General features: G+C 34.7%; 14 protein-coding genes. 11 read left to right on the forward strand and 3 right to left on the reverse strand.

Annotation, left to right across the window (positions count from 1 at the left end):
* Both HHU12_RS25375 and HHU12_RS25380 read right to left on the reverse strand, forming a co-directional pair.
* A partial coding sequence (locus HHU12_RS25375) for a hypothetical protein (RefSeq protein WP_169659540.1) occupies positions 1 to 395 on the reverse strand: 395 nt, incomplete at its 3' end.
* 28 nt (positions 396 to 423) lie between these two features.
* Complete coding sequence (locus HHU12_RS25380; protein ID WP_169659541.1) at positions 424 to 4,602, reverse strand: hypothetical protein; 4,179 nt, start codon at positions 4,600 to 4,602, stop codon at positions 424 to 426.
* 546 nt (positions 4,603 to 5,148) lie between these two features.
* On the opposite strand from HHU12_RS25380, the gene HHU12_RS25385 reads away from it, so the two are divergent.
* The 5 genes from HHU12_RS25385 to HHU12_RS25405 are packed head-to-tail and all read left to right on the forward strand — an operon-like array spanning position 5,149 to position 10,975.
* Positions 5,149 to 6,507 carry a glutamine synthetase family protein gene (locus HHU12_RS25385; protein ID WP_169659542.1) on the forward strand — a complete coding sequence of 453 codons (1,359 nt, stop codon included), beginning with the start codon at positions 5,149 to 5,151 and terminating at the stop codon, positions 6,505 to 6,507.
* A 2-nt stretch (positions 6,508 to 6,509) separates the two neighbouring features.
* Positions 6,510 to 7,661: an iron-containing alcohol dehydrogenase gene (locus HHU12_RS25390; protein WP_169659543.1), complete on the forward strand. Its 1,152-nt coding sequence runs from the start codon at positions 6,510 to 6,512 to the stop codon at positions 7,659 to 7,661.
* A gap of 1 nt (position 7,662) precedes the next feature.
* Positions 7,663 to 8,397: a gamma-glutamyl-gamma-aminobutyrate hydrolase family protein gene (locus tag HHU12_RS25395; RefSeq protein WP_169659544.1), complete on the forward strand. Its 735-nt coding sequence runs from the start codon at positions 7,663 to 7,665 to the stop codon at positions 8,395 to 8,397.
* Positions 8,398 to 8,404: 7 nt separating this feature from the next.
* A complete protein-coding gene (locus HHU12_RS25400) occupies positions 8,405 to 9,775 on the forward strand; it encodes an aldehyde dehydrogenase family protein (RefSeq protein WP_240971120.1) in 1,371 nt (456 codons plus the stop codon).
* A 12-nt stretch (positions 9,776 to 9,787) separates the two neighbouring features.
* Entirely contained in the window at positions 9,788 to 10,975 is a 1,188-nt protein-coding gene (locus HHU12_RS25405) for a bifunctional alpha/beta hydrolase/OsmC family protein (protein ID WP_169659545.1), read from the forward strand.
* An 80-nt stretch (positions 10,976 to 11,055) separates the two neighbouring features.
* Here the strand turns inward: HHU12_RS25405 and HHU12_RS25410 are convergent, their stop codons facing one another.
* Entirely contained in the window at positions 11,056 to 12,546 is a 1,491-nt protein-coding gene (locus HHU12_RS25410) for a sigma 54-interacting transcriptional regulator (RefSeq protein WP_169659546.1), read from the reverse strand.
* 126 nt (positions 12,547 to 12,672) lie between these two features.
* On the opposite strand from HHU12_RS25410, the gene HHU12_RS25415 reads away from it, so the two are divergent.
* The 6 genes from HHU12_RS25415 (at position 12,673) to HHU12_RS25440 (ending at position 20,490) form a co-directional block, all read left to right on the forward strand.
* Positions 12,673 to 15,120, forward strand: coding sequence for a hypothetical protein (locus HHU12_RS25415; protein WP_169659547.1), 2,448 nt, complete (start codon positions 12,673 to 12,675; stop codon positions 15,118 to 15,120).
* Positions 15,089 to 16,210 carry a hypothetical protein gene (locus HHU12_RS25420; protein WP_169659548.1) on the forward strand — a complete coding sequence of 374 codons (1,122 nt, stop codon included), beginning with the start codon at positions 15,089 to 15,091 and terminating at the stop codon, positions 16,208 to 16,210. Before HHU12_RS25415 ends, HHU12_RS25420 begins: the two co-directional genes overlap by 32 nt.
* 48 nt (positions 16,211 to 16,258) lie before the next feature.
* Positions 16,259 to 17,923 (forward strand): toxin-antitoxin system YwqK family antitoxin, encoded by a 1,665-nt coding sequence (locus HHU12_RS25425; RefSeq protein WP_169659549.1) that lies wholly within the window; start codon positions 16,259 to 16,261, stop codon positions 17,921 to 17,923.
* 124 nt (positions 17,924 to 18,047) lie between these two features.
* Positions 18,048 to 19,076: a glucosaminidase domain-containing protein gene (locus tag HHU12_RS25430; RefSeq protein ID WP_169659550.1), complete on the forward strand. Its 1,029-nt coding sequence runs from the start codon at positions 18,048 to 18,050 to the stop codon at positions 19,074 to 19,076.
* Positions 19,077 to 19,164: 88 nt separating this feature from the next.
* Positions 19,165 to 19,659: a hypothetical protein gene (locus HHU12_RS25435; RefSeq protein ID WP_169659551.1), complete on the forward strand. Its 495-nt coding sequence runs from the start codon at positions 19,165 to 19,167 to the stop codon at positions 19,657 to 19,659.
* An 18-nt stretch (positions 19,660 to 19,677) separates the two neighbouring features.
* The gene (locus HHU12_RS25440) at positions 19,678 to 20,490 is read left to right on the forward strand and encodes a hypothetical protein (protein WP_169659552.1); all 813 of its coding nucleotides are present in this window, start codon (positions 19,678 to 19,680) and stop codon (positions 20,488 to 20,490) included.
* Positions 20,491 to 20,628: the final 138 nt, after the last annotated feature.

A 20,628-nucleotide genomic window follows, 5' to 3' on the forward strand; every position in this document is an offset into this window, starting at 1 on the left:
ACTTCCGTAGAGGATATATCTAATATGTTTAGTTTATGACATTTTGTAATAAAAGAGGGTATTTCCTTAATAGGATTTCCTTCCAACCATAATGCTTTGAGTTCAGGGAATTCAGTAATAAACTCTGGAACTTCGGTGACATTACAGTTGAGAATTTTAATTTCTTCTAACCCTTTGAATATGCGAATTTCTTCTGGAATTTCGGTTAGAGATGGAATATCTACAAATTTAACTTTAGAAATATGTCCGTCTTCTTCAGTTTTATAATTAACATTATTACCGTATTTATTGTCTAAATAATTTTTTATTTCATGTTCAGTCATATCATTGTAATTAGTGCAATTTGTTGAAAAAAATAGTATTACGATTAAGTAAAAGTTGTCTTGTATTTTCATTTTTAGAGCAAATTATATATATCAATGTTTAGTTTTTTGGTAATTGTTTTCCATAGATAATATTCTCAATTAATAATGGAAATAATATATCTTTTTCGAAGACACTTAGGTCAATCTTATTGGAGTCATAATCATCATTAATTAGAGATTTCATAAATTCAGAAGCTTCAACAGCACTTGTATTTTTCTTAGGGTTTTTATCTTGAATATATTTCACTATACTTTTAATATCACCCAAGTATAAATGAGCTTGCCCCGGACTCAAATCATCAATCGGGCAATCGTTCCAAGTAGCTTGTTCATTTGGTACATCCTTAGCATAGCATTCCACAGCTATTTTCACTTTTACTCCAAAGTTCACAGCAATTGTCTTTAACTCATCTATTGGAAGTTTTAACTCAAGCCCCGTTACTTTTTCAAACCCTTCATGTGCCACTCCCTGTATTGATAGAAGATTATCAGAGGCTCTTACTTGCCCTCTCGTATCTTTAAACTTACTCCATTGTTTATTAGCAGTGTCTTCTCCCAAAATTAACTCACGTAAGCAATCCATTGCCCCTGTTTGACCATAACTTTTCATTTGTTCTGCATAAGCGAGGACCAAGGAAGGATATTTTTCTGGAGAGATATTATCTTTTATGTATTCAACGGCTCTGACAAAATTCATCTGTTTTTTTGGAGGCCATTTGCTTATCTCAAAGGAATTACTATAAATTGATCCCATCTCAAAGCTATGTAAAACCCTTCCCATAATCTTCTCAAAATTATAATCAGCGATGACAGAAGTGTATTCTCCTAACTGTTGGATATACTCATTATGAACCATTGATAAAATTCTATTGTGATCGCCTTTCTGGATATCACCTAAAATATCCTTTGTAAAGTTGTCATATTCCTTTTTCTTATTTCCAATAAGACGTTTTATTCCTTCTTTGTATATACTATTGTAAACCAATGAGGCATATGCAATGGTATTTGTACCCATTATTTCTAGGGCTTCTACTTCTTCAATCCCTTTTAGTTCGCCAGAAACATCCCATCCAGCTTTGGAAACTCCCGCCTTTGCACTAAAGGCCATTCCAGTTGAGAATTTTATATAGTGTAATCTAAAATCTCCAGGGATTATCTGTAAACACACATTTACCTTAGTATATTCTGTACTTGATGAGTTTGCCGATCCTTTTAGTTTTTCTTTCCTTAATTTGTTGAATTTATCTTGAAATAGCGTTTTGAACTTTTTAATTCTTTCAATATTATTCTCTAATTTTTCACCTTTTTTCTGTAATCGTTGGATTTCTGTTTTTGCTTTTTGACTTTCAATTTCTGCTTTTAGTCTGTTTTCTTCTTGCTTCTGTAACAGACTATCTTTCTTAGCTCTAGCTCTATCAGCTCTTTGTTCAGCTTTCTGTTTGTTAGTTTTGTGATCAGTATTTTCACTTACTTTTTTATTATGTTCATATGTTTCTTCACTTTTAGCAATTTTTTCTTTGAGTTCCTGATCTTTTACCTCATAATCTGTAAGCCTTTTTTGTTCAATTGCACTTACTCTATCTTCACTTCTACCAACCCATTTTGAATGATCTTTTAACTCTGTGCTATTTTTTTGAGGCTGTATTGCCCAATCTGTAACAGTTTTAGTATCAGAACTATTATATGCTGTAGCAAGGTCAACAACAAAGCCATATATTGTTTTTATTCCATTTGAGTTCTGCTCGCCATTAGTATTACCTTTTATATTATATTCATTAATTGTAAGACTAAAATTAATGTACTCTCCTAGAGTATTGCTGTTTAAACTGGATTCTATAGTATCGAAAGATAACTTACATTCAGCGGCTTCACCAAAAGTCAGGGTAGTAAAAATTTTACTACTAACATCATTTTTGTTGTACCTTGTTAATTGGTCATTTGATTTGATTTTTGAATATGCTTTGATTTGATCAATACTTTCTATTTTGTCAACTTCATAACTTTCTGCTTCTATTGATTGATAACCTACATTAAAGCCACCTACACCATTAACACCTCCTTCAAGTTGTCCAAGAATACTAGTATTTACTTTTCTAGTATATCCTTTTGAAAGTTCATTGTAAACATCTCCTTTTTGGGACATTACATGACTCCAATAGTTATCATCAATGCCCATCTTATATAACAAGACATCCCAATCGTTTTGTTCCATAAAACTATACATGTTCAAATCTAGGAATGCCATAAAATGTTTAATTGAAGTATAACTACCATTGATCGCTTCAAGCATACCGAGGGATTTCTTATATTCTCCACTAACACCAATATTTGCAATATCTTTATTTCCAATACCTATGTTACCTCCAAAACTCCAATAAGAATTTACACCTAAACTTCTAGTATCGCCAGATGCGATTGATGCACCAAATTTTCCATCAAGGCCGAAATAGAAAAAAACAGAAACTTGTGCCGTAAGAGCTATTGAACCTGAGAATTCAAAATTGTATGTTCTTGTATTATCATCAAACTGATCTGCAAATTCAAGTAACCTATCCTTTAAGTACTTATAGGTTAGGTTCTCACCTAAAAAATTCTTTTCAAACCTGCCTTGTTCTTTTCTAACTTTTTTACCAATACCGGTATTTTTATTGTAACTGTAATACAAAGTGCCATTTTTGGGGGTAAAATGTTCAGGTAAATACAAAATGTCTCCTTCATGTATCCAAAAGGTGCCTATGCAATCTTCATACTGTCCATTTTCATGTACTCCATACCAAAAATTTGCAAGTTCTAAATCATATTGCGTTATCTCAAATCGTTGTGTAATACCTTCTATATTATCATCATTGAAAACCAAATAACCATAAGCTCCAGTATCTTCGTGTCTTATTAAGTATCCTGAGGCTGTTTTATGTTTTGGTTCAAAAATTTTATTATATTCTCTTTCTCTCTCAATAATTTCATCTTTACTATATGCTTTATTTTCAACGGTGACTTGATCTTTCCATTCTATAGGAGCTTGAAGGTATTCAGATAACTCCTTGTCTAACCCCATATTATGTAAAATGTCATTCAAAGAAACCCCAAGAACATCAATATGAGCGACCAACTGTTCGATAGATGCAGTATTTCTTTTTAACTTGGCTAACTCTGCTCTTATTTCATTTAAATGATTGTTGGCTCTTGGTTTAGTTTGTGTAGTTGGGTATAGACCTGCATGTGGAAAGTAAGTGTGTTTTTCTGCTTCTTCTTTTTCTTTTAGATATGCAGTATAGTAATTATGTATTGTTGATGCCATCTTTTCATAGTCCAACAGCAAAGGATCTGTTTGCAAGCTTGGTAGTAATCTAGACCATTCTTTTCTATAACTTGGGATATATTGATTAATAAAGTCATCTAGCTCAACATTATGCATTTGTACAAATGTTGCTTTTAATTTGTCAATAGATGGAGGATGTCCATCAACCTTTAATAATACCTCCAGAATCTCATCTTCATCAGTACCTAATATAGTATAAAAAGTATCTTTAAGGTAAAGACCTATTTGAGAAGAAAACCTTTTGTATAAAAGAACTCCAAGGTTCATTGGTGCAATTTGATTTATGAACATGAGTTCCTTGGAGATCTCTTCTATATATTCGCTCCGGTTATAATTATGGACCGTTTCATCATATATTTTTTGACTTAATTTTGCATAATCTAGCTGAAGAGGTTGATTGGATTGATAGGTGCGATATTTTTGTGTTAACATCTCTGATTTTTCAGCACCTAGAATTTCTGATAACTGTCCTTTTACAGACCAACTTTTAACCTTGTACCCTTTATTCTCACTTTTCTCTTTAGAAAAATAGGTCTCTTTCGTCATTCGAGCTTCATCTCCTCCATTAAATTGAATGTATTGTGTATTCTTAAACTTATTTTTTATCTTTTCATAAGCTTCCATTAAAATACTATTCGGGAGTTTTAGTTCCTCCAAAATATAAATACTACGTGCGTTTAAAGGAGCAATAACACAATTCCTTGCTACTTCATTATACTCATAGTGAGGTTCTTTATAATACAGCTTATAGTAAAATTCCTCTTCACTATCTGAGTGAAACTCTACTTTTATAATAAGAGGAGGTGGATTTGAAGCATCGATTTCATCATTTTTGAATTCATACTTTTTGGTAGTTGAATGACTGTACTCTCTTTCACTGCTAGAGCGTTCTTGCTCTCTGTATAACCTTTCATACATAGTTTAATTGATTTTCAATAGTTAGAATAGTTTTGCTTGTAAGATTTATAAATAGTTAGATAGAAAAATGTTTATCTAAAGGTGTAAGCAATATTACAAATGTAAAAGTATAATTTTTGTCTAACAATAAAAAAGATATTGGGTTTGTATCGACACGCGAACTCTATATTACCCTCTAATTCCCAACTCTTACCTTTCCCATTTCCTTTTTTCCTCAAAATCAACTATTTTGTTAATAAGTACCAGAACAAAAGTAAACGGACATTTTATCTTATCTTTTTTATCCTACTCTTCGTTAGATTTTTATCGCGTAACTAAGGCTATGCTCTGCAAATCTGCCTTGATTAGAATAAAAAATATTAAACTAAAATTATCCCTTTTCTTCTGTCCTAGTACTTAGTAACACCTTTTATCACTATTTCATTGATGCTTTTTCTACAAAAAAATGAACGAACTATAAAAGGTATACTTTAAAGGTTTGATAAAACTTTTACCGCTATTAAAATTTACAACACAAAGTAAACTTTTTCTCCCAGACTAATACTTATGACCAAACAAGAAGTAATTGATCTCTTAGAAGACAGCAGACACTCAAAAGTAAAAGTAGCCATAGTGGATATTGATGGCGTGCTTAGAGGTAAATTTATGCATATCAGTAAATTTATTTCTGCCTTAAAAACGGGCTTTGGTTTTTGTGATGTTGTTTTCGGTTGGGATATGGCCGATGAATCTTATGATAATGCAAAAGTAACGGGTTGGCACACTGGCTATCCTGATGCTCCTGCTCGAATAGATGTGGCAACATTTCGTCAGATTCCGTGGGAAGAAGACTTGCCCTTTTTCTTGGCAGATTTCAGCAGAGAAAATAAAGATGAGGAAACAGTAGGGCCAAGAGCCTTGTTGAAGAGGGTACAGCATAAAGCAGAGCAATTAGGCTTTACACCTTTCTTTTCACAAGAGTTTGAATGGTTCAACTTCAAGCAGAAATCAGAAGAATTGTATCAGAAAGGCTTTCAGAATATACAGCCACTAACGGAAGGAATGTTTGGCTATTCCATCTTACGAGCATCAGAAAACAGTGCTTTCTTTCATGACTTATTTGATCTGCTGGAGCGTTTTAATGTGCCTTTGGAAGGGTTGCATACGGAAACGGGACCGGGGGTTTATGAAGCGGCAATTCAATACAGTGAAGTGATTGAAGCGGCAGACAGAGCTGCTCTTTTTAAAACGGGTGTGAAAGAGATAGGGTATAAACACGGTATTATTGCCAGTTTTATGGCGAAGCAGAACAGTGTTTTACCAGGGTGCAGTGGGCATATTCATCAGAGTTTATGGGATGCTGATAAAAAGCAAAATCTCTTTTATGATGCAGAAGCCGAAGATCATATCAGTCCATTGATGCAAAGCTATATTGCAGGGCAATTACATTGCTTACCTTATATGTTGCCAATGCTGGCGCCAACAATTAATAGTTACAAAAGGTTAGTGGAAGGGGCATGGGCACCCACCACATTGACATGGGCAGTGGACAATAGAACCACAGCACTTAGAGCATTGCCTCATGGCGAAAAATCTTGCCGATTAGAGACAAGAGTGGTAGGGTCTGATGTGAACCCTTACTTGGCAATGGCCGCTTGCTTGGCGAGTGGGTTGTATGGTATAGAACAAAAAATGAAATTGGAAACACCCAAAACGATAGGTAATGGTTATGAAGATCTTCAAAATGGATCTTTACCTTCTAACCTTTGGGAAGCCACACAAAAAATGAAAAACTCCTCATTGATGATGGAACTGTTCGGAGAGGAGTTTGTCGATCACTTTACAAGATCAAGGGAGTGGGAATGGAGACAGTTTATGAAAGAAGTGACCGATTGGGAAACAAAACGTTATTTTGAAATTATTTAACCATGCTTGATATACACCAAACTTACACTTACAATTTCCCGACAACCATACGTTTTGGCGTAGGGGTTGTCAATGAATTAGGAGATTACCTCAAACAAAATCAATTAAAACGCCCTCTTATTGTAACAGATGGAGTGGTGGTGGAGTTGGAGTTTTTTAAAACAATAACGCAAAAGCTAGAACAACAGGGATTGTCACCTGCGGTTTATTCAGAAATGCAGAAAAACCCTGTGAAATCTGATGTTTTAAGAGGCGGAGATTTTTATAAAGAAAACGAATGTGATGCAGTCATTGGCCTTGGTGGAGGTGTTGCAATGGATGTCGCAAGAGCCATTGCTTTAAGAATCAATCACCATAGAGATCTGTTTGATTATGATGATCTGATTGGCGGTGATAAATATGTAACAGAAGAAATTCCGCATTTTATTACCATTCCCACAACTTCAGGAACAGGAAGTGAAGTGGGGAGAAGTGCCATCATATCAGATGATGTGACAAAGCAGAAAAAGATCCTCTTCTCTCCAAAGCTGCTGGCAAAGATTGTCTTCGCAGATCCAATGTTGACGTTAGATTTACCACCTTTCGTAACGGCGGCAACAGGCATGGATGCACTAACGCACAATATGGAAGCTTATCTTTCAAAAGGTTTTAATCCAATGTGTGACGGTATAGCAATTCAAGGCATGAAATTGATTGCCACATCTATCGCTCAGGCCACCAATGAGCCAGATATGTTTTCCCGTTCTAAAATGATGATGGGTTCTTTAATGGGGGCAGTTGCTTTTCAGAAAGGATTGGGGATTGTACATAGTTTAGCCCATCCATTATCTAGTTTACTTGATACACACCATGGTTTAGCCAATGCAGTATGCCTTCCTTTCGGTTTGAAATTTAATTATCAAGGGTTGGAAGAAAAGTATAATATCATGGCTTACAACATGAATTTAGGAAGTAATCAAGGAAAAAACTTGGTGGATCATATAGAAGTGATGAATGAACAGATCGGTATGCCTAATCGACTTTCAATGATAGGAGTGAAGGAAGAGCATATTAAACCATTAGCGTCATTAGCGGTGAAAGATTTTACGTTACCTTTTAATCCTAAAATGGCCACAGAAGAAGATTTTATCTCCATTTATACTAGCGCATTATAACATGATCAATATAGGAATTACACCCAGTTTTATGTACCCCGATGTGGAGCGGGCAGTTTACGGTCCAAAATCATTGACTTATATAGAAAATGATATGATGGACTATGTGGCGCAGCACGGCGTTTTACCCATTTTGCTTCCTGATATCTCTGACGACAGACTTTATCCCATTTTGCAGGAATTGCATGGTGTGATTTTACAAGGAGGAGTAGATATTGCTCCAGAAACATATGGGGAAACGCCAATTGGTCCGTGGAAAGGGGACCAGTACAGAGATGAGTATGAACTGAAAATCATAGATTATACCATTAAAAATGGAAAACCGCTTTTAGGTATTTGCAGAGGTTTTCAGTTGCTGAACGTTTACTTTGGAGGTACCCTTTATCAAGATACCAAAACACAAAGGGAAGATGTGAATCACCATAGAGATGCACATAAGTATGATAGTATAAAACATCCTTTATTGATCAATGAAAACACATTTTTCAGCAATTTATATCCGGATGATGCCAAACCTTATGTCAATACCGTACATCATCAGGCGGTCAAGGATCTAGGCAATGATTTGGAAGTATGGGCCACTTCAGATGATGGACTGATTGAAGCTTTTGGGTATACAAAAGACAAGCCCGGAAAGGTGATGGGCGTGCAGTGGCATCCTGAATTTACGCCTACCTTACAGAATGAAATTATAGATTCTAAACCAATAATAGATACTTTTTTAAGTCATGTATAAATAATAAATGATGAATATCTACAATCCTTCCAATGAACAGCTTCTGAAATCAATACAAGAAGATAGTGCTCAAAGCCTTCAAGATAAATTACATCAACTTCGTCAAGGACAAATCCAATGGGAACAAAAGGCAGTGGCAGACCGATTGGAATGTATTCTGAAATTTGGGGAATTGGTCCAAGAGAATATTGATGATTTAGCTAGAATTTTAACTTCAGAAACAGGAAAACCCATACAGCAATCTTATAATGAGATAAGAGGAGCGCACAACCGAGTAGAACATTTGAAAAACAATGCTGAAAAATGGTTAGCTGATAATGTGATAGAAGGGCTTGAGGGGACTTATGAGAAAATAATGCATGAGCCTTTGGGAGTGGTTGCCAATATTTCAGCATGGAACTTCCCTTATAATGTAGGTTATAATGTGTTTTTATATGCTTTGGTGGCAGGGAATTCAGTGGCGTATAAGCCTTCTGAATTTGCTGCGTTGACAGGTTTAGCCATCACAGATCTCTTATACAAAGCAGGTATTCCTAAAGATGTTTTTCAATGTATAGTGGGAGATGGTACTATAGGTCAGGCTATGCTTGAGGCTGATTTTGAAGGTTATTTCTTCACCGGATCTTACCCAACAGGGCTTCATATCTTAAAAGAAGTGAGTCCGAAAATGGTTCCTGTTCAATTAGAATTAGGAGGAAAGGACCCGCTTTATATTATGGATGATGTGAAGGAAGTAAAAGTGGCAGCGATCAATGCCGCCGAAGGGGCTTTTTATAATAATGGCCAAAGTTGTTGTGCAGTGGAGCGTATTTATGTGCATGAAAAAATTTATAATGAGTTTGTAGAGTATTTCCTGGAAGAAGTGGAAGGTTATGTGATTGGAGATCCAGTGTCAGAAAAAACGTTTATTGGTTCGTTGACAAGAAAAGGACAATTGAATTTATTAAGAAATCAAGTCAATGATGCTACCTCAAAAGGAGCTAAATTGCTATTAGGTGGAGATGAATTAGCAGGGAAAGGAAACTTTTTCGCACCAACAATTTTGACTGAAGTCAATCATGAAATGTTGGTGATGAAAGAAGAATCGTTTGGCCCCATTATCGGTATTCAGAAAGTGAATAATGATGAAGAGGCCATTGCGTTGATGAAAGATACTGAATACGGGCTAACAGCAGCCGTTTTTGCCACTGCACAACAAAGAGCCGAAAAGGTGTTGAAAGCCATGAATACAGGCACTGTATATTGGAATTGTTGTGACAGGGTAAGCCCGAATGTCCCTTGGTCAGGAAGAAATAAATCAGGGGTGGGAGCTACTCTTTCTTCGCAAGGAATCAGGGCTTTCACACAGCCAAAAGCATATCATTGGAGAGAAGTATAAACACAATAAATCATGTCTTCAGAAAAAATCATTTTTAAGAATAAGAAAGGAATTGAATTAGAAGCGGAGATTTGTAATCCCGCAGACCAGATAACACATGCTTACGCTTTATTTTCCCATTGTTTTAGCGGAATGGATGATACCTCAGTTATTGATAGTATTAAGAGAGGGTTAAACCAAAAAGGAATATCAGTAGTTACGTTTGATTTTACAGGGATTTCACATCAAAATGAATATCATGCGGACCATGAAGATATTTTAGCTTTGACGGACTATATGGGTGAGCATCTTCGTTCACCACAGATATTGATCGGGCATTCTTTTGCAGGAGCGGCTTGTATAGTGGCGGCCAATAGAGTGGCAAGCATTGAAGCGGTAGTCACCATAAGTGCGGTGATTAAATCAAGCCATATCAAAAAGTTATGTACACCTGATAAAGAGAACACAGCTCTATATAATGTAACGTTGGGAGATAATCATTTTAAGATGACGTCTTCGTTTTTCAATGAAATTACTCATCAGAACATTAAAGAAATCATTCATAAAATCAGAATACCATTACTTATTTTCCATTCTCCTCAAGATGAAATTGTAGATATTACCAACGCGGAGAAGATTTACAGTAATGCTTTCCACCCGAAAAGTTTTATCTCACTTGATTATGCAAACCACTTCTTATCCAATCCTCAAAATGGGTATTATGTGGGCAATAATATTGCTACATGGTCAGAGAGATACGTACAGATGGAGCCTGAAGATCCATTGGTAACACAGCATCAGACGGCAGTGAGAATCGGTACTACAAAATACGTCACGGAAGTGAAAGCGGGTATTCATCATCAAATTGCAGATGAACCTATTGAAGATGGCGGTAAAGATTTAGGCCCAAATCCTTATCAGTTCTTACTAGCTGGTTTAGGAGCATGTACAGCCATGACATTGAGAATGTATGCCGATCATAAAAAATTACCGTTGGAAGAAGTAACTGTTCATCTGAACCATGAAAAAGAATATCTGAAGGACGCCGAAGATACAAATAAACGTACAGCCAAATTAGATAAGCTTTACAGAAATATTCAGATCAAAGGTGATTTAACAGAAGCTCAAATTAAACGACTAATGGAGATCGCGGATAAATGTCCAGTGCATAGAACATTGGAGAATAACCCGATTATCATTACGAATCTTTTAGAAGAATAAGAAGATCCATAATTGAAATTGTTTATCACATCATTAGCCCACGATTTAAATCATGGGCTAATGATGAGGTAAAATGAGAATTATTCTTCACCACCAAACGACATATTAAAATATTTCTCAAAAGTATTCTGAGAAACACCAATCAATTTATACGCTTTTACTTTACTCTGATTGACCATATTATAAACCATATGGTAATGCTGATGAAGGATGAAATCTTGTTTTAACGATTCAATTTTCTTCTCAATAGAATGATTTATCCTTTCAGGAAGATCCTTTATTTCAACCATTTCCCCCTCCTTATTGAACACATATAAGCCCATAATGACATTCTCTAATTCTCTAATATTCCCAGGGAAATGATACGCCATCAATTGTTTTTCAGCTTCACTAGAAAGTTTCATCATTTTCTTTCGCTTGAAATATTTCTGCTGTGTTTTGAGGAAGTGTTTAATCAAAGTTTTCTTGCTGTCAATCGCCATTTCTTTTAAAGCAGGCAAACGGAGTTCTACAACAGACAAACGGTAAAAAAGGTCCCATCTGAAAGTGCCTTTCTCACACATCTTAGTGAGATTTCTGTGTGTGGCGGCCACTATTCTTACATCTATTTTCTTATCATTTCCACCAATAGGCGTAATTACTTTTTCCTGTAATACTCTCAATAATGTCTGTTGCATTTTTGGGGAAATATCCCCGATCTCATCCAAAAATACTGTTCCACCATTACATTGCTCAAAAATCCCTTTGTGATTATCAATTGCTCCCGTAAAAGCTCCTTTCTTATGCCCAAAAAGACGGCTTTCTAAGAGTTCATCATTTAATGCAGAACAGTTGATGGCTCCAAATTTATGATCTCTTCTACTACTGAAAAGATGAATGCTCTTTGCTAAATTTTCTTTACCAGAACCCGTTTCTCCATACACTAAAGTAGTGACATCTTTACTTTCCGCCACCATTCTAGCACGAGTGTAGGTTTCCCTTAAATCTTCCAGTAAAAGGAAATCCTCTTTATGGTCAACGGTCTCGCTACTCTCAAAATACATTGATTTACGTTCTACATTTTCAGGAACGCCACCCATGTCAAAATGCACCTCATTCAAGATTGTTTTCTCCTGTTCCTTCGGTTTTCTCGTTTGTATGAGTCGAGTATTTAATTTGATGTTTGGATTAAGATGTGCTACAATCCAGCACGTTTGCATTGCGGGAGTACCGGGGGAGATAAAAAGGTCTGCTTGTGCAATATTTTCGTTTTCCAATTCAATCAAAAAACGCCTCATTTCAGTAGAGATTTCAGTATGATTAATAATGTCACGGATCATTAATTCAGACCTTACAATTTTATCTTTATGCTGAGGGAAATCGTCTTTTAAAGTATTGACCAATAAATTTTGCCTTATTCTATTTTCGTGACGTGGAGATGCTATAATTAAGAAATGTTTGTCGTATTTTTCTTTATCAAAAATATCTTTATAAAAACAGTAAGTAGTACCTTCTTTATTGACGCATAGTTCTTGATGTTCATCGACATAGAAATCATGCGAAAAGGCGATAAAAGAAATTAATGCTTTCATTTATATTCAATTTTTGAGTAATTATTTTTTTATTGATGCGATTAAGGTAGTAATTCTTATCTATCTACCCAAAAATACAAATGGTATTATCTATGCTTTAATAAAAGTATTTGACCAACAATTAAGATGAATAAACCTCAAATTATATATAAACTATTCCGTAATTCAATTTTCGAAATAGATGCTTCAAAGGAAGCAGAGAGAGCACGAACAGATCAATTATTTGGCTTGTCGTATTTGCTTTTTTTCTTAGAATTAGAAATGCGATGTAAAACAAACAAAGGAGAACAACTTCCCTTTCAGTTTTCAGAGGGCTTTTCTGTGGTAAACCGGATCAAAGACTTCCCATTTTTTGAAATTGCACAGCTGTTATCGTATATCAAATTGGAAGTGACAGGTTTGGATGCTTTAGAAATTTCTATGGATGAAAATGATCTCTATGGCAACGATTACGCTCATGTTTTGGATAATATTATAGCTTCAAAATATGATTATTTGACGTTATTTTCTTTTACTGTGGAAGAGTTATTTCACCGGAAATACCCAAACAACAAGGGTAAAATTGAATTTGAAAAAGAAGTTTTACCTAAAATACTGGAGATCGCAGATTTTGAAATCCAACCCCAGACACCTCTTTTATGGTTGTCTGAAAGCTATACAAATACTCCCTTGATTTCTACTGTCCATCATCAGAAATTAATGACAAAAGACAAAAGGTATGGAGAGTTGATTTATATGTCTCAATACCTATTGCAACTTCATGGAAACTTTGAGAAAGAGGTCACTGATGTGCTAAAAGTAGAAGAGGAACAAACTTCCGAGGCTATCATTGCGCTGTATCCGCCCTTAGCTGAAGATCATAATGAGATTTCAATTTCTTTGGCGAGTGAAAGGGTGAAATATAACCTTGATGAAGGATCAACTGATTGGTATATTATTGATACAGTTCAGCGACTTTTAAAAGAAGGTGGAAAGGCGATTGTAGGTGTCTCCTCTTCTTTTTTGGAAAGGAAAAATCTTCAGAAGTTCAGGTCGAATTTTATTGCTTCTACGGTTCAATTACAGGTGTTTGATCTTGGAAAAGATTACTTGAGTGATTTTAAAGTAGACACTTTATTGGTTTTTGAGAAATCAGAAAAAACTATAGAAAAGGTGTTATTTTCTGCTGTAGACGAAGAATATAGTTTGCGTTCGGTCACTGTGGATGTAGCAGAACTGAAACAGAACGACTACAATCTTAGCCCTAAAAGATACCTTCTCAATTCACCTGTAGAAGAAGAGGAGTATTTTGTGTTGAAAGAAATTTTGAAGAAAGTAGAATTCAGTATAAAAGGGGAGTTTTTTGAGAAATATATTCAAGTACAGCCTAAGGATTTGAGTGAGAGTTTTTTGAATTATGAAATAAATATTGAAGAATTAGAAGAGAAATATTGGGTAGATGAGGAAACGATTCTGCATGATGATTTATTTATTTGTAATCTCAATCACCTCAAAAATAATCAATTGCAATATTGCTGGATGGCACAGCAGGAAGACATTGGTGTGATACAAGACGGTGCCCTTCAATATTATATTTTAGAGCAGAACAAGGTTTATCTTCCTTATTTGATTCATGAATTGCATTCGGATAGCTTTCTCGAACAGCTCAATGCTTTTTCAAAAGGAAGCCTGATAAAAACGATTTCAAGTGATGATTTTCTGAATATTAAAATACCTAAGATTTCCCTTCATGATCAGAAATTGAAAGTGGTAGGTTTTAGGGAAGCGTATGTGCATTCCAAAGCAAAGGAAATTGGTCTGGAGAAAGCCAATATGGAACTGAAAGAGGATTTTTATAAAGAATACAGATCGCTCCGTCATAACATCGGACATTTGCTTTCCTCCATTCAATCAAGTATAGAAGTGATTGGCAATGTGCTTGAATTTGGTGATTATAACCTTGATCTTAATACAGTAATCAATAAAAAACGTGAGGTGACTTTTGGTGATCAGGTGTCTAAAATTAAGAAAAGCAGTGGCGATATTTACAATTGGCTGAGGAGTTTTGAAGATCAATTAAGACAAGATTACCCTCTGGAAAAAGTGCCTGTGCATGAGTTGAAATTATTTCTTCAGAAAAGATATGCAAGCCGAAAAGAATTTGATTTTCAGTGGGGTAGACAGGAAGATAAGGTTGATGTAGATATTTACCTGCATAAAGATGGCTTTGTGAAAGTGATGGACAATATCGTTCAAAATGCACTTCATCATGGATTTGTAGAACCTCGAAATCATTATGCCATCAAAGTCGGTTTCAAGTTGATACAGAAAGAAAGAACCACTACAATTTGTATTGCGGTAAGCAACAATGGACAACCCTTTCCAGAGGATTTTGACTTCAAAGCTTTGGTAGAAAGAGGGCAGACTTCCAAGCGGAAATCAAACACAGGATTGGGAGGAAATGATATTTATAGGACAATGAAAGCGATGAAAGGAGATTTTGACTTATATTTAGATAGAAATAATGAATATTCTGTAAGCTATAAGTTATTTTTCGCTTGTGATGTTAGAAATAAAAGTACTGTTAGTCGATGATCAGTTAGATCAATTAGAGTCGTTTATCGTAAATGCTGAAAACAAAGGACTCGATATATTTGAGGTCAAAAGTTTGGAAGAAGCCAAAGAGGTGATTCTGAACAAAAAGAATCATTTTGATGCTGTGATCCTAGATGTACGCTTTTATTTGGATAAAAACAGTACAAAAGTAGGGCAGAAAGCCTATCAAGAAGCCGTTACTTTTTTTAATACACAAGAACTGAAGTTTTTCACTTTTACGGGAGTGAAAAACCTGGAATACGATGAGTCGTTTAGAGAAACTTATGGTTTTGATGAGGATGACAGCGAGTTCTTTTTGAAAGGAAAAGACGACAACCGCTTGATTGAACGTATCAAAGAATTTGTACAGAATGATGCAGTGGGGTGGAAAGTAAGAAACGAGCATTACGAACTTTTCAAAGTGTGCAGTGACCAATATTTGGGACAACACGCAGAAAAAGAATTGATCACACTTTTAAGCATTATTTCTGATGATAGCGATGTGAACAGTAACCTTGAAGTTTATTTATTCAATCCTATCCGAAAATTACTCGAAGACCTTTTTAAAGCATTATTCAAAAGAAACCTAATACCGTTAGCATTAGTTCCGAATGGGCAAGTGAGGTTAGGCCCTTCCAATCGTTTCTGTGCCGGTTTTGATGTGAATGGCATCGAGTTAAATCAGCCTTATTTCCCCAAATTAATTGCCAATCAAGTCAAATTTATTTTGACAGTCACACAACCGGCCTCACATAGATCAAGCTTGGATTTACACCTTGAACTCAATACGCAAAACTACCTTCTCAAAGGTGTTTTATATCAATTATTTGATGTGTTGTGCTGGTTTAAATCGTTTATTGACTCCAATCCACAACCCAACAATTGGAGGGAATTAACGTCTCAAAATTACAAAGGGATGATTGAAAGAGATGAGTTTGGTAATTACATCTGTGGGGATTTTTTACTGAATAAAGCGTTTGTATTAGAGCACAATCAGGAAGGGGATGAGATTGAGGTGACGCAATTTGAGAAAAATACAAGCCCGACGACAAGGGGTAAATATCCTTATTTTGTGAAGTACTACCTCTAAAAATCAGATTCTATTGAGTATTACAATTTTACTAACTTTCAACTGTATATGTTACTGACAGCCTTTAATGAAAAGAAGTATTACTTCATTTTTTTATTCTTTTTCCTATCTCTAGAATTTACTTTCTCCCAAACAGAAGTATATCACATAACACCTCTTAGTAATAGAACTCACTATAGTTCCTCCGAAGGAAATTTAGTACTTCATGATAGTATTGAACTCGATACACTGGATATCATTTTGGGCGAACTTGATATTGCTATAAATTCAACATCATATAGCCTTTCAGGGATGTGGACTTTTTATCATCGAGGGTTGTGTGAAGCTGAAATTGATTTTATCGATGATAGTTTGAGATATGAGAAACGATATGATATCTGGGGAGAATTGGAAGAAGAAGGATTATGGAATAATGGTGAAAAAGTAGGGGTTTGGAGGGAATACTCTCTTGATAAGTTTACCGAGTATGATTATAAAAATGGAGATGAAAGGGTAATAGAAGTAAAGGAATTCACCTTGGATTCGTTGCAGTTGACAGGGTTTTCGTATTATGATATTGTTTTAGAAAAAACTGTTGTGAAAGATGAGTGGTATTATGAATCCGGAGCATTGAAGTTTAGGGCTGAGATGGATAATCAAGGGGAGTTAGTAGGGAAAAAGAGTTTTTTTTATGAAAATGGGAAGGTTTCTTATGAGGGATATTATAATGAAGAAAGAACATTGTTTTATGATGTGAATTATAATCTTAATGGGCAAATGACTTCAAAAAGTATTTATGATGTACTGAAAAAAGAAACGGATGTTAGGTATTATTATCCAGAAACTGGAGCTTTAAAAGTAAAGGGGCAAAAAAAGGATTGGAAAGATTATGGTCATTGGGATGTTTTTGATGCTAATGGAGAACTCTTAAGAACCATGGTTTATGAAAATGATTCATTGAAGGAGATCAACTATGATGGAGAGATCTTTTATAAGGCATCGAAACAACCACCTTTTTCATGTTTTATTTCTAAAAAGGTAAAGAAAATTTATCATTTTCGATCGATGAAAATTTTAGGGTCTTCAATCAATCTATATATGATAACTGATAAAAAAGACAGAGTGGATTCTTTTTTTATGGAAGATCGTATGTTTGTTCTTTATAATGTTTTTGATCTAGAAGATTTAGAAAATTATTCCTTATCAAAGGATAGGTTACAAGTGGTAGCGTCGAACCAAACAATCACTTTAAAAGAGGTTTTTCCGTTGAATTCATATACATTAGAAATTGAATGGAAAGGAAGTCGCCTCCATAAAATCTCAGAGTATAATGTTGATGGGATTGAAGTGTATCATGTGAGCTTTTCACCTAAAAGGAAAATTGAGGTGGAATTCAATCTTGATTTTCATCCAATTGTCTGGATCGATCATTCAATTTTTGAGGATTTTATTTATAGGCCCAATATTTATCAATTGATCGTTATTGAAGAACTTCTTTCAGAAGAAGAAATTAAATACTTAAGAGAAAATATATTTTCTGATCCCGAATTGGTGAAAATGTTTAATGATCATTTTCATATGAGATGGTTTAAAGTGTATCCAAAGGATAAAAAGGAACTGTTGAGGGTGCCGATTCAAATTGTGAATAATGAAATAAGTGAGATGTTCGATTTTAAATCAGAAAGTTTTAAGGGTGATATTGAAAATATAATTAAAAAGAAACTCAATAATTGATTTTAATTTTTAAAATATGATTATTTATTAATTGAAAATCACCAAATAAGACTTGAATTTCTATTGGTATACTTTGTGAATATTAGGTTGATGTAATTCATTTTTTACATTATCTCTTATAATCATGAAACTATTACTTTCACTAAGTACAATTTTATCTCTTTGTTCTTTTTCAACCATGACTGCTGCTGAAATTGAATGGATTAGTATTCAGGAAGCGGAAAAAAGAAATGCAGTAGAACCTCGTCCCATTTTGGTGGATATCTATACCGATTGGTGTGGTTGGTGCAAAGAATTGGACAAGAAAACATATTCTGATCCTCTCATCATCGATTACATCAATAAAAACTATTGGGCCGTTAAGTTCAATCCAGAAACCTCAGCGGAGATCACATTTAATGGCGTGGAGTATGGAATCAAGGAAGCAGACGGAAATACCTACCACGAGTTTGAACAATACATCTCAGATGCTCCTTTATCTTACCCTACGACTGCTTTTTTAACGCCTCAAAACACAAACTTCCTTTCAATGCCTGGCTTTATTGAGAAAAAAGAAATGCACGTTATCCTTAGTATGATTCTCTTAGGAGAAGAGGCTGGTGAGGAAGAAATTTCATTATTCTTAGAAAACTATGTGTCTCCTTATAAAGAAAATGAGGAAGCTGTTACTACTACAGTAACGCTTTATGAAGGGGAAGAAGTAGATGAGACAGGTGAGATTATTAATAAATCCCCTCAACGTTATTTCAATGATGTATATATCAGCTATGCTTCCGATTTAGAATCGATTTATGGCATTCCTTCAGAAATTATTTTGTCGTTGGGGGCTTATTTCTCTGAATATGGTAATCATGAAGTGGCGAAAGTGACTAATAATCACTTTAAGTTGAAAGCATCAAAACATTGGAAAGGGGCTACTTATAGTCCTCAGCAAGGTGTTTCATACCAAGTGTATTCATCCGTTTTCGATGGTTTTGAAGCATTGGCGAAGCATTTAAAAGAAAATTACAAATTACCGAAGGAGTATTTGTTTGAGGAGAAGGACGCCAAAGAATGGACACAACTGCTCGTTGATGTTGCTTTTATCAGCAATCAACAGAAGAGCGATTTAGATACTATTATCTATGATCACAAACTGGATAATGTTTACTAATTGTTAGACTGTTTAATTCTTTCTTTACCTATTTACCTGCTGTAATTTTTACAGCAGGTATTTCCCAAACTTTAAAATGTGTATCCTCATGAAGCTTCTTTTATTCCTCCTTTTTTGTTGTAGTAATGCTGTTGTATCTGCTCAGCAGTTGGATTTTTATCCCATACGCGTTGAAAGATCCACATTGAGAACTTGTGGCAATTTTATGCCTAAAACAGTACAGAACTTCAGCAATAGGCAAGTGAAGGTTTCTGTTAAAAATGAAGGTGCTGTGAGTTCTCTTTCAGTATCAAGATTACTAAAAAATGGTCAGTACAAGACTGTCTATAAGTTGAAGTATTTGAAAATGTTGCTACGCAAAGAAACAGCATACCAATACATTTACACAGGCAAAGGAATCTTTTATACCACAGATTCTTTCTTTGGTGCCTATGATGGCGAAATAATAGAATTTATCCTTTATAAAGAGAAAGAATGGTACGGAGATCCTGACAAAAAAACAGCAACACTGACCATGAGCATGCTGGATAAATCTATTGATTTAGAGGTGCTTGATAAAGATATAAAGCAACTGGACTTATAACATTAAATCTATTTCAGAATGAAAAATTATGCGATTGTTTTACTCTTGTTATTTAAACTTCAAGTTGTTTTTGGGACTCATATCTCTGAAGATCTTCTTCGTGTGGTAGACACAAAAAACAAAGAGGAGAAGTACTATTTAGAGTTTTGGAAGAAAAGAAAAGAATTCAAAGGGCAGGTTTCTCCTATGGAAGGGTTGTATAAATTTAAGAGGACACACAGTATTGAAAAGGAAGGGACTATTGAAAGAATATCTTTTTGTATACCTGTTTATTATGATGGAACAGATTTTCCGTGGGTGGACATTTCATTCCTTGATTATAAAACAAAGTTATTTGAAATAGAAGAACAGAAAAATGTGGATAAAACAAGGTCCCTTTTCTGGTTGAAAGTGACGATTGAAAATTATGTTACTTCTCTAGATCCTATTTCAGAGGGCTTAAAATGGAATGAGATTATCTTCAAATTCAATGCTGATTTTCGAATCAAGGAAGTTGAAAGCTTTAATGGTGGCCATATTGATTACTTGAATAGTTGGAAAGAAGAAAGGGAGAATAACGTTGCATTACCCACAGCAGTTCAATTTGTGCAGTCCAATATTTTTGAGACCGAAAAGTATTATATCATTGATTTCGTATATCTATCTCCATTCACCCTCAAAAAGCATTATAATACCATTAGTTTTTATAATAGATCATTTTCTTTAAAACCCATTTTCAGAGGTGAATCCTCCACAAAAGAGCATTATTACTTTGTACAAGTGAAGGTGTACAAAAGTAAAATACCTGACTTGCAGATGATTTATTTACCTGATCGTAAGGTTTTATTATGATGTGTGTTTGCTTAGAGATGTTTCAAACATACTCTTACTGCTTATTTAAATAAAAGAGGACATTTCAATATTTGAAATGTCCTCATTGTTTTTAACAGTAATTATGATTCAGTTTGATATAGATAAGTATTATTGATT

Origin of the sequence: Flammeovirga aprica JL-4, assembly GCF_012844305.1 — a bacterium.
GTDB classification, from domain to species: domain Bacteria; phylum Bacteroidota; class Bacteroidia; order Cytophagales; family Flammeovirgaceae; genus Flammeovirga; species Flammeovirga aprica.

Coding starts and splice junctions, on each gene's coding strand:
- HHU12_RS25380 (WP_169659541.1), bottom strand. CDS start 4,602: ATGTATGAAAGGTTATACAGAGAGCAAGAACGCTCTAGCAGTGAAAGA.
- HHU12_RS25385 (WP_169659542.1), top strand. CDS start 5,149: ATGACCAAACAAGAAGTAATTGATCTCTTAGAAGACAGCAGACACTCA.
- HHU12_RS25390 (WP_169659543.1), top strand. CDS start 6,510: ATGCTTGATATACACCAAACTTACACTTACAATTTCCCGACAACCATA.
- HHU12_RS25395 (WP_169659544.1), top strand. CDS start 7,663: ATGATCAATATAGGAATTACACCCAGTTTTATGTACCCCGATGTGGAG.
- HHU12_RS25400 (WP_240971120.1), top strand. CDS start 8,405: ATGATGAATATCTACAATCCTTCCAATGAACAGCTTCTGAAATCAATA.
- HHU12_RS25405 (WP_169659545.1), top strand. CDS start 9,788: ATGTCTTCAGAAAAAATCATTTTTAAGAATAAGAAAGGAATTGAATTA.
- HHU12_RS25410 (WP_169659546.1), bottom strand. CDS start 12,546: ATGAAAGCATTAATTTCTTTTATCGCCTTTTCGCATGATTTCTATGTC.
- HHU12_RS25415 (WP_169659547.1), top strand. CDS start 12,673: ATGAATAAACCTCAAATTATATATAAACTATTCCGTAATTCAATTTTC.
- HHU12_RS25420 (WP_169659548.1), top strand. CDS start 15,089: ATGTTAGAAATAAAAGTACTGTTAGTCGATGATCAGTTAGATCAATTA.
- HHU12_RS25425 (WP_169659549.1), top strand. CDS start 16,259: ATGTTACTGACAGCCTTTAATGAAAAGAAGTATTACTTCATTTTTTTA.
- HHU12_RS25430 (WP_169659550.1), top strand. CDS start 18,048: ATGAAACTATTACTTTCACTAAGTACAATTTTATCTCTTTGTTCTTTT.
- HHU12_RS25435 (WP_169659551.1), top strand. CDS start 19,165: ATGAAGCTTCTTTTATTCCTCCTTTTTTGTTGTAGTAATGCTGTTGTA.
- HHU12_RS25440 (WP_169659552.1), top strand. CDS start 19,678: ATGAAAAATTATGCGATTGTTTTACTCTTGTTATTTAAACTTCAAGTT.